This window comes from Nocardia cyriacigeorgica (assembly GCF_005863245.1).
Taxonomy (GTDB): Bacteria; Actinomycetota; Actinomycetes; order Mycobacteriales; family Mycobacteriaceae; genus Nocardia; species Nocardia cyriacigeorgica_C.
The window spans coordinates 636,932-652,740 of the sequence record NZ_VBUT01000002.1 but is presented as its reverse complement, the minus strand read 5'-3'; the positions used below and the strand labels follow the sequence as shown (position 1 = coordinate 652,740).

Here is a 15,809-nt window from a genome sequence, read left to right as displayed (position 1 = left end):
TCGCGCGTGGACCACCGGCGTTCTGATCGGTCTTACTGCGGGCCGGCCTGCTCGGCCTGCTCCGCTTGTCCCGCGGCGCTCGGCTGCGGGCGGGCGGCCGAGTCCTGCTGCGCCTTGGCGCGCGTCTTCGCGCCCTTGTGCGGCGCGAGGACCATGGTCATGTTCCGGCCGTCCTGCTTGGCCGAGGTCTCGACGAAACCCAACTCCGCGACGTCGGAGGCCAGCCGCTGCAACAACCGGAAACCGAGCTCGGGCCTGGACTGTTCACGACCCCGGAACATGATCGTGACCTTGACCTTGGACCCGGCTTCGAGGAAGCGAACCACGTTGCGCTTCTTGGTCTCGTAGTCGTGGTCGTCGATCTTGGGACGGAGCTTCTGCTCCTTGATGACGGTCTGGACCTGGTTCTTACGGGACTCGCGCGCCTTCTGCGCGGTCTCGTACTTGAACTTGCCGTAGTCCATGATCTTGCAGACCGGCGGTCTGGCATCCGGGGCCACCTCGACCAGGTCGAGGTCGGCTTCGAGAGCGACGCGTAGTGCATCTTCAACACGCACGATCCCAACCTGTTCACCGCCGGGTCCGATGAGGCGGACTTCGGGAACGCGGATGCGATCGTTGATGCGGGTCTCAGTGCTGATGGGGCCTCCTAGGTCAAGCGGTGTCGTCGGACGACCGCAGGCAATAACTGCAACCCCTTGTTCAACACAAAGGCCCCGTCGCGGTATTTCCCGCTACGAGGCCCGAGGTCGACCGATCATCGCAGGTGATCACACCTGCGATCCCGCATCGAGAGCAATGCGGGAACCCGCCGTATGGCGGGCGACCGGACCGTTGTCCGTACGAATACTCGTCGGCAGCGGTGGGAGTCGGGCTCCACTTATCTGCCCCGGCATCGTCGTGTGCGCGCCGTTCCCGGCTACACGCACGAACCACCCAGGGCGGTCGTCGCAGAACAGCGTAGCAGCTGCGCCGTGCGGAACCCAATCGGGTCGTGCGGCCACCTCCACGGCGGAAAACCTGCTTGCTCGCACACCGGACGCGTGCGACTGTCCAGCAATGTCCGATTCTCGTCGCGAGCTGTTGACCTGGCAATTCGAACTGACCTGGGCCCTGGCGGAATATCACCTCGACGCCCTGTGCGAAGACGACGTCCTCGCCGAGTTCGCCCCTTCGAACTGGACCGTACGCCCCGATGCCGACGGCGTCTGGCATCCGGACTGGGCCGAGACCGAACCCGATCCGGTCCCGGTGCCGACCATCGGATGGCTGACCTGGCATATCGACTGGTGGTGGAGCACCGCCCTCGACCAGGTGAGCGGCCGCGCGCTGCGCTCGCGCGAGAGTGTGCGCTGGCCGGGCACGGGCGCGGCGGCCGTCGAACGTCTGCGGCAGCTGCGCACCGACTGGCTGACGGCGTTGACCGCACTCACCGACGCCGATCTCGACGCACCCGTCGCCTATCCCTGGCCCGCGGACGCCGGGCTGACCGTGGCCCATCTCGCGGCATGGGTGAACGCCGAGCTCATGAAGAACATCGCCGAGATCGGCCAGCTGCGGATGATCCGGGCGGCGGCGTGAACAGGCCAGGCCGGGGGTTCTAGCCTGATAGCCATGACTGAACAGCCCGACAGCTCTGTGCGTGAACTGGCCGATATCCCCGCGGTGGAGGTGATCAGCCGGGCCGCGGTGATGCTGATGAGCTCGGCGGCGGAGAAGCTGGGGCTGGCCGATGAGGATCCGGAGACCAGCAGCCGCCGCGATCTGGACGAGGCGCGGCGGGTGATCACCGCGCTGGCCGGTCTGGTGACGGCGTCGGTGGAGTATCTGGGCCCGCACGCGGGACCGATCCGCGAGGGCTTGCAGTCGTTGCAGAAGGCGTTCCGCGAGTCGTCGGCGCATCCGGATGAGCCGGGCAAGGGGCCGGGCGAGAAGTACACCGGGCCGGTGTACTGACGCGAGGTCATCGCACCGGACGCCACGAAGGCCGGGTCCCGCATGTTCAGCGGGACCCGGCCTTCGTTCGTCGATCACATCCCGGGCGTCACCGAGATGGCCGAGCCGGTGCTCAGCATGTTGGCGATAGCGGTGAAGATGTCGCCGAGGCCAGCGCTTCCAGAGTTCATGATGGGTGGTTCCTTTCGGTGGATCCGCGCTCAGGCAGGCGTGCCCGGGGTGTAGTTGAGAGACGAGCCGCTGCTCAGAAATCCGAGGATCTGAGTGATCAGGGCCCCGATGTCGACGCCTTCCATGGCGGGCATTCCTTTCGTTCGCACCGGCCGTATCGAGCCGGCACCGCACACCCGATGCGCCGCAGGCCGTGGCCGGTTGTCCATCACCGCGCTCGAGCCTGTCCGGCGCGGTTGCGCAGATCCTACACACGCGTGTTTCACTTTTAGGGTGGATTTCCGGCAAATTCGTCCGGCCGCCCGCGATGGATGCAGCCTCCGCTGCGGGACAACTGCGGCACTGGCGACCATCAAGGCGAATCAGTGTCGCACACCACATTTCATGAGCCGAACGGCAATCGCGTGTCCTGCCCCTGGTCCGGCATGCGATGCTCTCGGGATGGCACGGATACTTCTGGTTCCCGGTTTCTGGTTGGGCGCATGGGCGTGGGACGAGGTCGCGGCCGATCTGCGCCGCCACGGTGACGACGTGCTGGCGCTGACCCTGCCCGGCCTCGACCCCGACGACGCGGACCGGCTGGAGGCCACCCTCGAACGGCAGGCCGAGGCCATCGTCGCGGCCGCCGGCGGCGAGACCGCGGTGCTCGTCGCGCATTCCGGTGGTGGCGCGGCCGCCTATCTGGCCTGCGATCAGGCGCCGGAGCGGTTCTCCCGGGCGATCTACGTCGACAGCGCGCCGCTGCCCAACGGTTTCGTGCTCAACTCCGAACTCGACCTCGCCGCCCGCGAGTACCCGCTGCCCGAGTGGCGCGAGCTGGAAGCCGATGGCGACAACCTCGCCGGACTCGACGAGGCGGCCCTGGCGACCTTCCGGGCCCGCGCGGTCTCCGAACCCACCGCGGTCGCCGCGGCGCCGCTCCGCCTCAGCGACCAGCCCGCGGGCCGGCAGATCCCGACCACGGTGATCTGCAATACCTTCACCGCCGAGGTGGTGCGGAAGCTGCGCGACGAAGGCGAGATGCCGATGTTCGCGGAGCTGGCCCGCATCGACGCCGAATACGTCGACCTGCCCACCGGCCACTGGCCCATGTGGTCCAAGCCGCACGAGCTCGCCGAACTGATCCACACCATCGCCCAGCGCTGACCGGCCGGCACACGAGGCCGGGTGGCGGCCGGGAACCTGCCGCCACCCGAGCCGTCAGCCGACCGCGGCCGCCTTCTTGGCGACCCGCTTGGTCGCGCGTTTCGGCTTGACCGCCGCGGGCGCGGCAGGCTTGTCGAGCACGTCGCGCAGGAACTGCCCGGTGTAGCTGTCGGGCACCGCGGCGATGTCCTCCGGTGTGCCCTGGGCGACGACCGTGCCGCCGCCGGAGCCGCCCTCGGGACCCATGTCGATCACCCAGTCCGAGGTCTTGATGACGTCGAGGTTGTGCTCGATGACGATCACCGTGTTGCCCTTGTCGACCAGTCCGTTGATGACGACCAGCAGTTTGCGGATGTCCTCGAAATGCAGGCCGGTGGTCGGCTCGTCGAGGATGTAGACCGTGCGCCCGGTGGAACGTTTCTGCAACTCGGCGGCCAGCTTGACGCGCTGGGCCTCACCACCGGAGAGCGTGGGCGCCGGCTGGCCGAGCCGCACATATCCCAGACCCACGTCGACGAGGGTCTTGAGGTAGCGGTGGATGGAGGTGACCGGCTCGAAGAATTCGGCGGCCTCCTCGATCGGCATGTCCAGTACCTCGGCGATGGTCTTGCCCTTGTAGTGCACCTCGAGGGTTTCCCGGTTGTAGCGGGCGCCGTGGCAGACCTCGCACGGGACGTAGACGTCGGGCAGGAAGTTCATCTCGATCTTGAGGGTGCCGTCGCCGGAGCAGGCCTCGCAGCGACCGCCCTTGACGTTGAACGAGAACCGGCCCGGCTGGTACCCGCGCACCTTGGCCTCGGTGGTGGCGGCGAACAGGGTGCGGATCTTGTCGAACACGCCGGTGTAGGTGGCCGGGTTGGAGCGCGGGGTGCGCCCGATCGGTGACTGGTCCACCTGCACCAGCTTGTCCAGGTGGTCGAGCCCGTTGACCCGGGTGTGCCGGCCCGGCACCTGCCGCGCGCCGTTGAGCCGGTTGGCCAGCACGGTGGCGAGGATGTCGTTGACCAGGGTGGACTTACCCGAGCCGGACACGCCGGTGACGGCGGTGAGTACGCCGAGCGGGAACGCGACGTCGATGCCCTTCAGGTTGTGCTCGTTCGCCCCCACCACGGTGACCTGGCGTTTCTTGTTGACCGGGCGACGCACGAGCGGCACCTCGATCTGCTCACGACCGGACAGGTAGGCCCCGGTCAGCGAGTTCGGGTCGGTGAGCAGCTCCTGATAGGGCCCGCTGTGCACCACCTGCCCGCCGTGCTCACCGGCCAGCGGGCCGATGTCGACCACCCAGTCCGAGGCGCGGATGGTGTCCTCGTCGTGTTCGACCACGATCAGGGTGTTGCCGAGCTTCTTGAGCCTGGTCAGCGTTTCGATGAGCCTGCGGTTGTCGCGCTGGTGCAGGCCGATGGACGGCTCGTCGAGCACATACAGCACGCCGACCAGGCCGGAGCCGATCTGGGTTGCCAGCCGGATGCGCTGCGCCTCACCGCCGGAGAGGGTGGCCGCGGCGCGCGAGAGCGTCAGGTATTCCAGGCCGACGTCGAGCAGGAAGCCCAGCCGTGCCTGCACCTCCTTGAGCACCTGCCCGGCGATGGCCGCCTCCCGCTCGCCCAGGGTGAGTGCGTTCAGGAATGCCGAGCAGTCGCCGATGGACAGATCGCACACCTCGGCGATGGACTTGCGCTCGCCATCGGCGGCGAGGGTGACCGCGAGGATCTCCGGACGCAGCCGGGCACCGTTGCAGACCGGGCACGGCACATCGCGCATGTACCCGTCGTAGTGCTCCTTCATCTGCTCGGACTCGGTGTTCTCCATGCGCCGTTGCAGGAACGGCATCACGCCTTCGAAATCGGCGTAATAGGAGCGCTTGCGGCCGTACCGGTTCGTGTAGGACACGTGCACCTGGTCTGAGCTGCCCTCGAGCACCGCCTTGCGAGCCTTCACCGGCAGCTCACGCCAGGGCGTGTCCATGGAGAAACCGATCGCTTCGGCCAGACCCGACAGCAGCCGGGTGAAGTATTCGGCGGTCTGCCCACGCGACCACGGCGCGATCGCGCCCTCGGCCAGGCTCAGATCGGGATCGGGCACGACCAGTTCCGGATCGACCTCCTTGCGGATGCCGAGTCCGGTGCAGTCCGGGCAGGCGCCGTAGGGCGAGTTGAACGAGAACGAGCGCGGCTCGAGATCCTCGATATCGAGCGGATGGCCGTTGGGGCAGGCCAGCCGTTCGGAGAAACGGCGCTCGCGGTCGTGGGCGTGTTCGTCGCGGTCGACGAAATCGAGCACCACGATGCCGTCGGCCAGCCGCAGCGCCGTCTCGATGGAGTCGGTGAGCCGCTGCTTGGAACCGGGCTTGACGGCCAGGCGGTCCACGACCACCTCGACGTCGTGCTTCTCCTGCTTCTTCAGCTTCGGCGGATCGGTGAGCGGATACACCACGCCGTCGACCCGCACGCGCGCGTAGCCCTGGGTGTTGAGCTGGTCGAACAGGTCGACGAACTCACCCTTGCGGGTGCGCACCACCGGCGCGAGCACCTGGAATTTGATGCCCGGCTCCATGGCGAGTACCTGGTCGACGATCTGCTGCGGGGTCTGCTTCTCGATGAGCTCACCGCAGACCGGGCAGTGCGGAGTGCCCGCGCGGGCGTAGAGCAGACGCAGGTAGTCGTAGACCTCGGTGATGGTGCCGACGGTGGAGCGCGGGTTGCGGTTGGTCGATTTCTGGTCGATCGACACCGCGGGCGAGAGCCCCTCGATGAAATCGACGTCGGGCTTGTCCATCTGCCCGAGGAACTGGCGTGCGTACGCCGACAGCGACTCCACATAGCGCCGCTGGCCTTCGGCGAAGATGGTGTCGAAGGCCAGGCTCGACTTGCCCGAGCCGGACAACCCGGTGAAGACGATCAGGCTGTCGCGGGGCAGGTCGAGATCGACCCCTTTGAGGTTGTGCTCCCGAGCTCCGCGCACGGTGAGGCGTTCCGCCACCAGGTGGGTCCCTTCTCTCTTCGATATCCCGCGTACCGGGTTCTGGCATGCCGATATGTCCCCGGCGGCCATGCTAGGCCGGACCACCGACAAGTTTTCCCGGGCGAGGGTCGAGGCCCGCCAGATGACTTTCGGCCATCCCCCACAGCCGTTCGGCGAGCTACCTTGACCAGGGTAGACAAACGAACAGGAGTCGGCTGTGCTCGAGGTGTTCCTGGTCGACGATCACGAGATCGTCCGCCGCGGCCTGATCGACCTGCTGGAGAGCGATCCGGAGCTCACCGTCGTCGGCCAGGCGGGCGACGTCGCCTCGGCGATGATCGGCATCCGGGCGCTGCGTCCCCGAGTGGCGGTGCTGGACGTGCGATTACCCGACGGCAACGGCATCGAGCTGTGCCGCGACCTGCTCGCCGAATTCGACGATCTACGCTGCCTGATCCTGACCTCCTACACCGACGATCAGGCCATGCTCGACGCGATCCTCGCCGGCGCCAGCGGATATGTGGTGAAGAACATCAAGGGGATGGAGCTCGCCGACGCCGTCAAGGAGGTCGGCGCGGGCCGTTCGCTGCTCGATACCCGCGCGGCGGCGGCCCTGCGGACGCGGCTGCGGCGCAGCACCGAGGACGACGGCCCGCTGGCCGGGCTCACCGAGCAGGAACGCAAGCTGCTGACCCTGCTCGGTGAGGGGCTGACGAATCGGCAGATCGCCGCGCGCATGTTCCTGGCGGAGAAGACGGTGAAGAACTACGTCTCCCGGTTGCTCGCCAAGCTCGGCGTGGAGCGGCGCACCCAGGCCGCGGTGCTGGCCACCAAGCTCGGCGAGCGGTAGGCGCTAGCGGGCCGGGCGCACCAGGGCCAGGTCGCCGTCGTAGCGGCGGTAGAGCAGATGACCGCGGCCGGTGCGGGCATCGGTATAGAACAGGAACGGCAGGCCCCGCCAGCACAGTTGGGTGGCGGCGTCGCCTTCGTCCAGGCGCGGCGCGGGCGCGGCGTCGACGGTGAGCGCCATCGGCGCAGGTGAGGATCCGGTGGGCTCGGTGGTGTGCTGGCGGATCATGTGCACCCCGTCCGGGTCGATCCAGTGCACCACCGCCTCCTCGCCGGTCTCGGCGTCGGTGAACAGGTGCACGTCGTAGTCCATCGCGTCGAGCACCTCGATCGCCTGGGCCGGGGTGCCGGTCAGCAGCGGATAGTCCTTGCGCCGGGTGATCGGGCGCTGTTCGGTGACCCGGGCCAGCGGCGGCCGCGCCGGGTCCGGCCAGAGCCGCGGCATCGGGTCGGCGCCGAGCCGGGCGATCTGGCGGTCCAGCCGTTCGGCGGCGAAGGTGACCGCGAAACCGCGCGGACCTGGCACCTGCACCCGCGTACGGGTGTCGCGGCAATGGATATTGGCCTGCACGACCGTCGGCTGATCGGCGTCGGCCGGCGCGGTGACACGCACGTGCGCGGCCGCGTCGAGATGGTGACGGCGCAGTACCCGCCCGATGGCCCGCACCGCACGGGTCACGTCGGCCGGTGGTACCGCACCACGGGTGGTGACCGCGAGGTCGGGCTCGGTCGCGGTGTCCCACAGCTCCAGCGAATTCATAGGAAACCCCTGCTTTCTATTCTCGCCGTGCGGATATGCCACCATCACGCGGAGATCACGAACAGGGCCGAAAGTCCCCGATCGCGCCATAGCATGGGTTCGACGCCGCATCGGACCGCCGCTGGGGGACGGGCCGCGGCGCGCGCAGACGACAAGGAAGCCGAGATGGCCGAGCAGACCGGAGCCCACCGCCGCAGGTCCCCGGCCGCCCGCGACCCCCGATCGCGCCACACCGCCACGCCGGACGCACCGGCCCACCAGGCGCCGAAGGAACGCGTCGGCCCGCCCGCCGTGCGCGGGGCGCTCTACCAGCAGCGGCTGCGCGAGCTGCTGGCCGAGGTCAGCGACCGGGTCGAGGTGTCGGCCGATTCACGCGGCCGGATGGATGGGCTGATCGAGGCCATGCTCACGGTCACCTCCGGCCTCGATCTCGACGACACGCTGAGCGCGATCGTCCGGACCGCGACCACCCTCATCGACGCCCGCTACGGCGCGCTCGGCGTGCGCGAACACAGCGGCAAGGTCTTCCAGTTCGTGGCCGAGGGCATCGACGACGAGACCAGGGCCAGGATCGGCCGTCTCCCCGCGGGCCACGGGGTGCTGGGGGCGGTCTTCGCCCAGCAGGCGCCGCTGCGGCTCGACGATCTGACCGACCATCCGGCCTCGGTCGGGTTCCCGGCACATCATCCCCCGATGCGTAGCTTCCTCGGCGTGCCCGTCCGGATCCGCGACGAGGTGTTCGGCAGCCTCTACCTGTGTGAGAAGTCCGGCGGACAGCCGTTCACGGCCGAGGACGAGGTGCTGGTGCAGGCGCTGGCCGCGGCGGCCGGCATCGCGATCGACAACGCGCGCCTCTACGAGTCGGCGCGCACCCGGCAGGAATGGATCGAGGCCACCCGTGACGTCGCCACCGAATTCCTCGCCGTCGGCACACCGGGCAAGGCACTGGAACGCGTGGTCGACCATGCGCGGGCGCTGACCGGCTCGCAACTGTGTTTCCTGGCCGCGGCCGGTCCCGGCGACGTCAGCGAACTACTGATCACGCACTGGTCCGGTCCGGACGCGCGCCGGGCCGGGCATCCGATCCCGTTGACCGGCACCGCCGTCGGTGAGGCGTTCGGCCGCCGCACCCCGCTGCGCTTCGACGACGCCGGGCAGGTGACGCTCGGCATCACCCTGCCCTCCCCCGGTCCCGCGCTGATCCTGCCGCTGTGCACCCCGGACGCCACCCACGGCACGCTGGTCACCGTGCGCCGCGCCGGCTCCGCGCCGTATTCCGACGAGCTGGTCGAGCTCACCGCCGCCTTCACCGACCAGGCGGCGCTGGCCATGCAGCTGGCCGACGCGCAACGACGGATGCGTGAGGTCGACATCCTCGCCGACCGCGATCGCATCGCCCGCGACCTGCACGATCACGTGATCCAGCGGCTGTTCGCGATCGGGCTGACCTTGCAGGGTGCGGTGCCGCGGGCCACGGTGCCCGAGGTCCGCGACCGGCTCTCCCGGGTGATCAACGATCTGCAGGAGGTCGTGCAGGAGATCCGCACATCGATCTTCGACCTGCACGGCGGCGCCGACAGCGCGCGGTTGCAGCAGCGCATCGAACACGCCATCCGCCAGCAGACCGCCGACACCACGATCCGGGCCACCGTGCAGTTCTCCGGGCCACTGTCGGTGCTCGAACCCGAGCTGGCCGACCACGCCGAGGCGGTGGTGCGGGAGGCGGTGAGCAACGCGGTGCGCCATTCCGGCGGCGACACCGTCACCGTCGATATCGGGGTGTCCGACGACCTGACCATCGTGGTCACCGACAACGGCTGGGGCGTGCCGAACCACGTCATCCGCAGCGGCCTGCGCAATCTCGAGCAGCGCGCCGAGGAGGCCGCGGGCCGGTTCACCGTCACCGCCGCGGTGGCCAGGCACTCCCGCGCCGAGAGCGCGGACGCGCTGCCGGGGACCCGGCTGTGCTGGACCGCCCCGCTGCCCTAAGTCGTGCGCGTCTCACTCCGGCGGTGCCAGCACCACCATCGAGTTGTTGCCGCCCATCCCCAGCGACAGCTTCGCCGTGATCCCGCCGGCACCGGCCACCGGCCCGTCCAGTAACCGCGGGTGCGGTGACGCGACGATCGGCGCGGCAGGCACGAGCGAGCGCTCGAAACCCATGGCCGCGGCGGCGATTTCCACCGCGGCCGCCGCACCCTGGCAATGGCCGGTCAGCGGCTTGAGGGCGTAGATGGCGGGCCGGTCGTCGAAGACCTCCGTCAGCAGGGCCCGTTCGGCGTTGTCGCACTGGCGGGTGCCGGTGCCGTGAGCATTGAAGAACTCCACCTGATCCGCAGGCACGCCCGCCGCGCGCAGCGCCCGGCGCGCGCAGTCGATGATCCGGCGGTGCCCGGGATCCACCGACACCACGTGATAGCCGTCATTGGTCATCGCGCCACCGAGCACCCTGGCATACGGGCGCGGCGCCGAGCGGCTGAGCACGAACCCCACCGACGCCTCCCCCATGCTGAAGCCGCGGCTGCCCTCCTGGAACGGGCGGCAGGCCTGCAGCGGTTCGGCGTCGGTGACGGCGGCACCGAGCCGCACGAAATGCTCCACCATCTCCGGTGTCGCCGACAGGTCGCTCACCACGCACACCACGTCGTCGGCCTGGCCGGTGTCGAGCCACAACTTCGCCGTGATCAACGCGGCATTGCCGGAACTGCACGCCGCGGACACGTTCATCGCCGGACCGTGGAAACCGAACTCCTGCATCACCACCGAGATCGGCGTGGACGGCAGCAGCGGCAGATAGTCCCGAGAACGCCGGTGGCCGCCGTCGACGGTGTAGAAGTCACGCCAGTTGGCCACATCGCCGAGCACGATCGCGTGCAGCAGGCCGACTGTGCGGCCCGGCCGCCAGCCACGGGCGCCCGCGTCCTCGATGGCCTCGCGCGCCGCCGCGTGTACGGCGCGCCCGTACCGGCTGCTGCTCACCCGCGGATCGCCGCCGGATGGAACCAGCGACACCCAGGCCGGTTCATCGCGTCCCGCGCCGTAACCGGGCTGCACACCGGCCGCCGACTTGCCGCTGAGCAGTCCGCGCCACAGCGCCTCGCGTCCCCATCCGTACCCGGTGACAGCACCGACACCGGCGATGGACATATGATGATCAGGTTCGGACATGGCATCGCTCCTCGGCCCGATCTTCTCCGGCCACTCGCGCCGGCCCGCCGTCGTGAAGAACCGGTTCTGTCATGATCACCGGATCGGGGCCCGAGCACAGAACGCGACACACACGACATCTCGGCAATCGCGCCGATCAGGTCAGCGGCGCACATGTCGGAGCCAGAATAAATCCCGTGCTCCAATGACCAGTTACCGGTGGACGATCGGGGGTTCGAGGTGGGAGAGGACAGGCTCAGCGCCGCCGAGCAGCTGGCGCAGCGGTACCGGTCTCTTGTCGAACACACTCCGGACGGTATCTGCGTGCACGAACGCGGCATCATCGTCTACGTCAACCCGGCGACGGTGCGCATGCTGGCCGCCTCCGGCCCGCACGATCTGGTCGGCCGCCCGCTGGTGCAGTTCGTGCACCCGGATTCGGTGCCGGGCATGCTCGACCGCATCTCCCGGCTCACCAGGGCGGGTGCGGCCTCCCCGCCCGCCGAGATGACGCTGCTGCGGCTGGATGGCACGCACGTGCCGGTGGAGACCGTCTCGGTGCTCACGGTATGGCAGGATCAGGCCGCCTATCAGGTCGTCATCCACGACCTGAGCGCTCAGCGCGCGGCCGAGGCCGCCCAGCGCCGCGCCGAACAGCACTTCACCACGGTGGTGTCCCAGCTCGAGGAGGGCGTGGCGGTCATCGACCGGGACGGCCGGATCGAATCGGTCAATCCGGCCGCGCGACGCATCTTCGGCATCGAGGACGCCGGTGACCTGTCCGGTGTGAGCATCGCCGAGTTGCCGCTGACGCTGCTGGACACCAACGCCCAGCCGATGGCCACCGCCCGGCATCCGGTCGCGCGCACCCTGGCCACCGGCGAGACCATCACCGGTTTCGTCTTCGGCGTCGACCGCTCCGACGGGCAGCGACGCTGGCTGTCCGGGTCGAGCAGGCTGCTCAATCCCGGCGATCCGGATTCCTCGGCGGTGTCCTCGTTCGCCGACATCACCGAATACCGGGCCAGCAGACGGCACCTGGAATATCAGGCCACCCACGATTCGCTGACCGGGCTGGCCAACCGGTCGCTGATCCTGTCGCAGCTGGCCGGGGCGCTGGCCGCCAGCGCGGATCTGCCGGTGTCGGTGGTGATGTTCATCGACCTGGACGGTTTCAAGGCGATCAACGACACCCTCGGCCACGCCATCGGCGACACGGTGCTGCAGATCGTGGCGCAGCGTTTGCAGCGGGCGCTGCGCGCCGACGATATCGTCGGCAGGCTCGGCGGCGACGAATTCCTGGTGCTGCTGTCCGGGCGCACCCGGCAAGCCGATCTGGACGCGCTGATTCTGCGGTTGCAGCGGACCATGGCCGAGCCGATCGTGGCGCGCGGTCATCGCATCGAGGTCAACGCCTCGATCGGGGTCACCGCGCTACGTCCGGGCGACCGGCGCACCCCCGAGGCGGTCCTGCACGACGCGGACGTGGCGATGTATCGCGCCAAGCCGGCCGGGCATCGCGAGGGCCTGATCGGGCCCGCCCGCAGGACCGACAACACCCACGCGTCCTGAGCGCGGCGGCGACCACGCCGAACGCACAGTAGACTGGACGATTCCGTTTTCCGATCGTCCGCGCCCGCCGCCACGCTGTCGTCTGCCTGCCCACTGGTGCCCGTGCACCGGGTGACAAGGAGTTCGTTTTGCCCGACCGCCTCACCCAGGATCATCGCTCCCCGATCCCGGACGCCGAGACCACCACCGCATCGAGCCCCGACACCGACATCGATCGGGAACAGGCGCATCTGAACGTCCTCTACGACCGCCTCGACGGCATGCGCAAGTACGCCACCGAACGGCTGCGCACCGTCCTGCTGGAGACCGGCGGGACCCCGCAGGCGCGCAGCGAACGCGAGTCGTTCACTCAGCTCTATACCGAGGACCTGGCCAAATACGATGCCGCCGAGCACGGCCTGTGCTTCGGCCGCATCGACCTCGACGGCGACGGCGCCGAGGAGGGTGAGCCCGACGCCGAACGCCGCTACATCGGCCGCCTCGGCATCCTCGACGAGCACAACGATTACGAGACCCTGCTGCTGGATTGGCGCGCCCCGCTGGCCCGGCCGTTCTACCTGGCCACCACCGCCGCGCCGGACGGCGTGCTGCGCCGCCGCCACATCCGTTCGCGCAACCGCCGGGTCACCGCGATCAACGACGAATACCTGGATCTGGAGGCGGCCCGGCGCGCCGGGGTCACCGCGGACGACGGCGGCGTCGGCAGTGAGAGCGCCCTGCTGTCGGCGTTGAACGCCGCCCGCACGGGCCATATGAACGACATCGTCGAGACGATCCAGAGCGAGCAGGACGCGATCATCCGCGCCGAGCACAAGAGTGTGCTGGTGGTGCAGGGTGGGCCGGGTACCGGCAAGACCGCGGTGGCGCTGCATCGCGCCGCCTACCTGCTCTACACCTACCGCCAGCAGCTGGCCAAGGCCGGTGTGCTGATCATCGGCCCGAACGCGACCTTCCTCGACTACATCGGCCAGGTGCTGCCCTCACTGGGTGAGACCGGTGTGCTGCTGTCCACCATCGGCGACCTGTATCCGGGGGTGAAGGCCACCCGCGAGGACTCCTTGCGGGCCGGTGAGATCAAGGGCTCGCTGAGCATTCTGGAGGTGCTCAAGCAGGCGGTGCGGGACCGGCAGGAGGTGCCGCCGGAGCCGATCGAACTGAGCTTCGACGGCTATCCGTTGACGCTGAACCGCAAGATCGTCACCAAGGCCAGGGGCCGGGCTCGTTCCTCGCGGCGCCCGCACAACCTGGCCCGCCCGATCTTCGCGTCCTCGGTGATCGACGCGCTCACCGAGCAGCTCGCCGCCACCATGGGCGCCGACCCCGTCGACGGCGCCCGCAGCCTGCTCAGCAGCACCGACCTGGCCGAGATCGCCGACGAGATGCGCTCGGATCCGCAGATCCAGCGCGCGATCGGCGCGCTGTGGCCGATCCTGACACCGCAGCAGGTGCTGGCCGATCTGCTCGCCGATCCGGCCCGCCTGGACCGGGCGGCGAGTTCGCTGGATCCGGCCGACCGCGCCGAACTGCTGCGCCCGGACACCGGGGAGTTCAGCGCCGCCGACGCCCCGCTGCTCGACGAGCTGGCCGAACTGCTCGGCATCGATGACGCCGAGGAACGCGAACGTGCCCGCCGCCGCTGGCGCGCCCAACTGGCCGAGGCCCAGGACGCCCTCGACATCCTCACCGGATCGGCGCCGCAGGATCTCGAGGACGAACTCGATCCCGAGATCCTCATGGCCTACGACCTGATCGACGCGAGCCAGCTGGCCGAACGCCAGCAGGTGCGCACCCGCCAGACCACCGCCGAACGCGCGGCGGGCGACCGTACCTGGACCTACGGCCACGTCATCGTCGACGAGGCGCAGGAGTTGTCGGAGATGGCGTGGCGGATGGTGATGCGCCGCATCCCGAACCGCTGGATGACCGTGGTCGGCGACGTCGCCCAGACCGGCGATCCGGCCGGGGCGTCCACCTGGCAGACGGTGCTGGAGCCGTATGTGGCCAGGCGCTGGAAGCTCACCGAGCTCACCGTCAACTACCGCACGCCCGCCGAGATCATGGACGTGGCGGCGCAGGTGCTGGCGGCCATCGATCCCGAGGCGCGGGCGCCACGTTCGGTCCGCGCGACCGGGCATCCGCCGCGCGCGCATCGGTGCGAGGAGTCGGCGCTGCGTACGGAAGTGGCGCGGCTGCTCGCGGCCGAGAAGGGGCCGGGCACCATGGCGGTGATCGTGCCGCATGCGCTGGCCGGCGACTTGGCCGAGCTGGCGGCGGAATCGGTGCGCGTGCTGACAGTGCACGAGGTGAAGGGCCTGGAATTCGACGCGGTGTATCTGGTGGAACCGGACCGGATCATCGGTGAATCGCCGCGCGGGCTCAACGATCTGTATGTCGCGCTGACCCGGGCGACTCAGCGGCTGACCGTGCTGCACAGCGCGGATCTGCCCGAGGTGCTGAGCTCACTCGAGACAGGGACCTAGAGCACACGCACGCGTGGTCGCCGCCGGTGCGGCGGCGACCACGCAGCGGGTAGGTCAGCGCACGGTGTGCACGATGAGGACGTCCGAGCGCGATTTGCGTGCGACGTCCGAGGGCACCGAGCCGAGCAGGCGCCCGGTCAGGGTGTTGAGGCCGCGGTTACCGACGACGAGCAGATCGGCCTGGGTCTCCTTGACCAGGTCGAGCAGCGATTCGACCGGCTCGCCGACGATGGCGCGCTCGACGATCTCCTTGGCGCCCGCGGCGGTGGCCCGATCGCGGGCGGTGCGCAGGATCTCGTTGGTCGGCGCGGAACCGCGCACCTGGTAGGCCTCGTCCTTGAGCACATCGGCGGCCGCGGCGACCTCACGGTCATCGGTCGGATAGTAGGCGCAGGCCACGATCAGGGTCGAGCCGGCGGCCCCGGCCAGTGCGGCGGCCTTGTCGACGGCGACATACGACGAGTCCGAGCCATCGGTACCGACGACAATGGTCCGGTAGGCGGTCATCTCTCCTCCAACTGTGCGGGTCGGACGCCTGCGTCAGGTTTTTCGTCCCGGCGTGTCGGGGCTTCGGCGCGGCGACTGGGTCGACCATAGCGGCAATACGCCCGGAATTATCAGAATTCGCAACACATCACATTCGGAGTGTTCGTACCGGCCGCAAGCGGCCCGGCCTGGGCGAATACCGCAGAGCCTGCCCTACCTGGGCGGACCCAATCCGGTGCGCATACTTCTGTGATCTGCCACAACATCGCTGAACGGCG

The 15,809-nt window shown here is 69.2% G+C and carries 12 protein-coding genes; 7 read left to right on the top strand and 5 right to left on the bottom strand.

Annotated elements, in window-relative coordinates; all coding sequences use genetic code 11:
* Positions 1–32: 32 nt before the first annotated feature.
* Positions 33–686: a translation initiation factor IF-3 gene (gene infC / locus FEK34_RS06250; RefSeq protein ID WP_081505581.1), complete on the bottom strand. Its 654-nt coding sequence runs from the start codon at positions 684–686 to the stop codon at positions 33–35.
* A 373-nt stretch (positions 687–1,059) separates the two neighbouring features.
* Between infC and FEK34_RS06245 the strand changes: the two genes are divergently transcribed.
* From FEK34_RS06245 to FEK34_RS06235, 3 genes are all read left to right on the top strand, one after another.
* The gene (locus FEK34_RS06245; RefSeq protein WP_138446854.1) at positions 1,060–1,581 is read left to right on the top strand and encodes a DinB family protein; all 522 of its coding nucleotides are present in this window, start codon (positions 1,060–1,062) and stop codon (positions 1,579–1,581) included.
* 33 nt (positions 1,582–1,614) lie between these two features.
* Positions 1,615–1,956, top strand: a complete 342-nt coding sequence (locus tag FEK34_RS06240) for a DUF1844 domain-containing protein (protein WP_048833249.1) — start codon at positions 1,615–1,617, stop codon at positions 1,954–1,956.
* A gap of 612 nt (positions 1,957–2,568) precedes the next feature.
* The gene (locus FEK34_RS06235) at positions 2,569–3,273 is read left to right on the top strand and encodes an alpha/beta fold hydrolase (protein ID WP_138446853.1); all 705 of its coding nucleotides are present in this window, start codon (positions 2,569–2,571) and stop codon (positions 3,271–3,273) included.
* A 54-nt stretch (positions 3,274–3,327) separates the two neighbouring features.
* On the opposite strand, the gene uvrA is transcribed toward FEK34_RS06235, so the two are convergent.
* Positions 3,328–6,255 (bottom strand): excinuclease ABC subunit UvrA, encoded by a 2,928-nt coding sequence (gene uvrA / locus FEK34_RS06230; protein WP_138446852.1) that lies wholly within the window; start codon positions 6,253–6,255, stop codon positions 3,328–3,330.
* Positions 6,256–6,454: 199 nt separating this feature from the next.
* Between uvrA and FEK34_RS06225 the strand changes: the two genes are divergently transcribed.
* Positions 6,455–7,087 carry a response regulator transcription factor gene (locus tag FEK34_RS06225; RefSeq protein WP_138446851.1) on the top strand — a complete coding sequence of 211 codons (633 nt, stop codon included), beginning with the start codon at positions 6,455–6,457 and terminating at the stop codon, positions 7,085–7,087.
* Positions 7,088–7,090: 3 nt separating this feature from the next.
* Here the strand turns inward: FEK34_RS06225 and FEK34_RS06220 are convergent, their stop codons facing one another.
* Positions 7,091–7,846: a sigma 54 modulation/S30EA ribosomal C-terminal domain-containing protein gene (locus FEK34_RS06220; protein ID WP_138446850.1), complete on the bottom strand. Its 756-nt coding sequence runs from the start codon at positions 7,844–7,846 to the stop codon at positions 7,091–7,093.
* A 165-nt stretch (positions 7,847–8,011) separates the two neighbouring features.
* Between FEK34_RS06220 and FEK34_RS06215 the strand changes: the two genes are divergently transcribed.
* Positions 8,012–9,835 carry a sensor histidine kinase gene (locus tag FEK34_RS06215; RefSeq protein ID WP_249358812.1) on the top strand — a complete coding sequence of 608 codons (1,824 nt, stop codon included), beginning with the start codon at positions 8,012–8,014 and terminating at the stop codon, positions 9,833–9,835.
* Between the two features lie 12 nt (positions 9,836–9,847).
* Here the strand turns inward: FEK34_RS06215 and FEK34_RS06210 are convergent, their stop codons facing one another.
* The gene (locus FEK34_RS06210; protein ID WP_138446984.1) at positions 9,848–10,993 is read right to left on the bottom strand and encodes a beta-ketoacyl synthase N-terminal-like domain-containing protein; all 1,146 of its coding nucleotides are present in this window, start codon (positions 10,991–10,993) and stop codon (positions 9,848–9,850) included.
* Positions 10,994–11,212: 219 nt separating this feature from the next.
* On the opposite strand from FEK34_RS06210, the gene FEK34_RS06205 reads away from it, so the two are divergent.
* Entirely contained in the window at positions 11,213–12,565 is a 1,353-nt protein-coding gene (locus FEK34_RS06205; protein ID WP_138446849.1) for a sensor domain-containing diguanylate cyclase, read from the top strand.
* A gap of 164 nt (positions 12,566–12,729) precedes the next feature.
* Positions 12,730–15,045 carry a HelD family protein gene (locus FEK34_RS06200; RefSeq protein ID WP_138446983.1) on the top strand — a complete coding sequence of 772 codons (2,316 nt, stop codon included), beginning with the start codon at positions 12,730–12,732 and terminating at the stop codon, positions 15,043–15,045.
* A gap of 54 nt (positions 15,046–15,099) precedes the next feature.
* Here FEK34_RS06200 and FEK34_RS06195 read toward each other — a convergent pair whose 3' ends face one another.
* Positions 15,100–15,552, bottom strand: a complete 453-nt coding sequence (locus FEK34_RS06195; RefSeq protein WP_014350356.1) for a universal stress protein — start codon at positions 15,550–15,552, stop codon at positions 15,100–15,102.
* Positions 15,553–15,809 lie beyond the last annotated feature (257 nt).

Excerpts from the sequence above, each read along its gene's own strand:
- FEK34_RS06245 (WP_138446854.1), top strand. The coding sequence starts at position 1,060 with ATGTCCGATTCTCGTCGCGAGCTGTTGACCTGGCAATTCGAACTGACC.
- FEK34_RS06240 (WP_048833249.1), top strand. The coding sequence starts at position 1,615 with ATGACTGAACAGCCCGACAGCTCTGTGCGTGAACTGGCCGATATCCCC.
- FEK34_RS06235 (WP_138446853.1), top strand. The coding sequence starts at position 2,569 with ATGGCACGGATACTTCTGGTTCCCGGTTTCTGGTTGGGCGCATGGGCG.
- FEK34_RS06220 (WP_138446850.1), bottom strand. The coding sequence starts at position 7,846 with ATGAATTCGCTGGAGCTGTGGGACACCGCGACCGAGCCCGACCTCGCG.
- FEK34_RS06215 (WP_249358812.1), top strand. The coding sequence starts at position 8,012 with ATGGCCGAGCAGACCGGAGCCCACCGCCGCAGGTCCCCGGCCGCCCGC.
- FEK34_RS06210 (WP_138446984.1), bottom strand. The coding sequence starts at position 10,993 with ATGTCCATCGCCGGTGTCGGTGCTGTCACCGGGTACGGATGGGGACGC.
- FEK34_RS06195 (WP_014350356.1), bottom strand. The coding sequence starts at position 15,552 with ATGACCGCCTACCGGACCATTGTCGTCGGTACCGATGGCTCGGACTCG.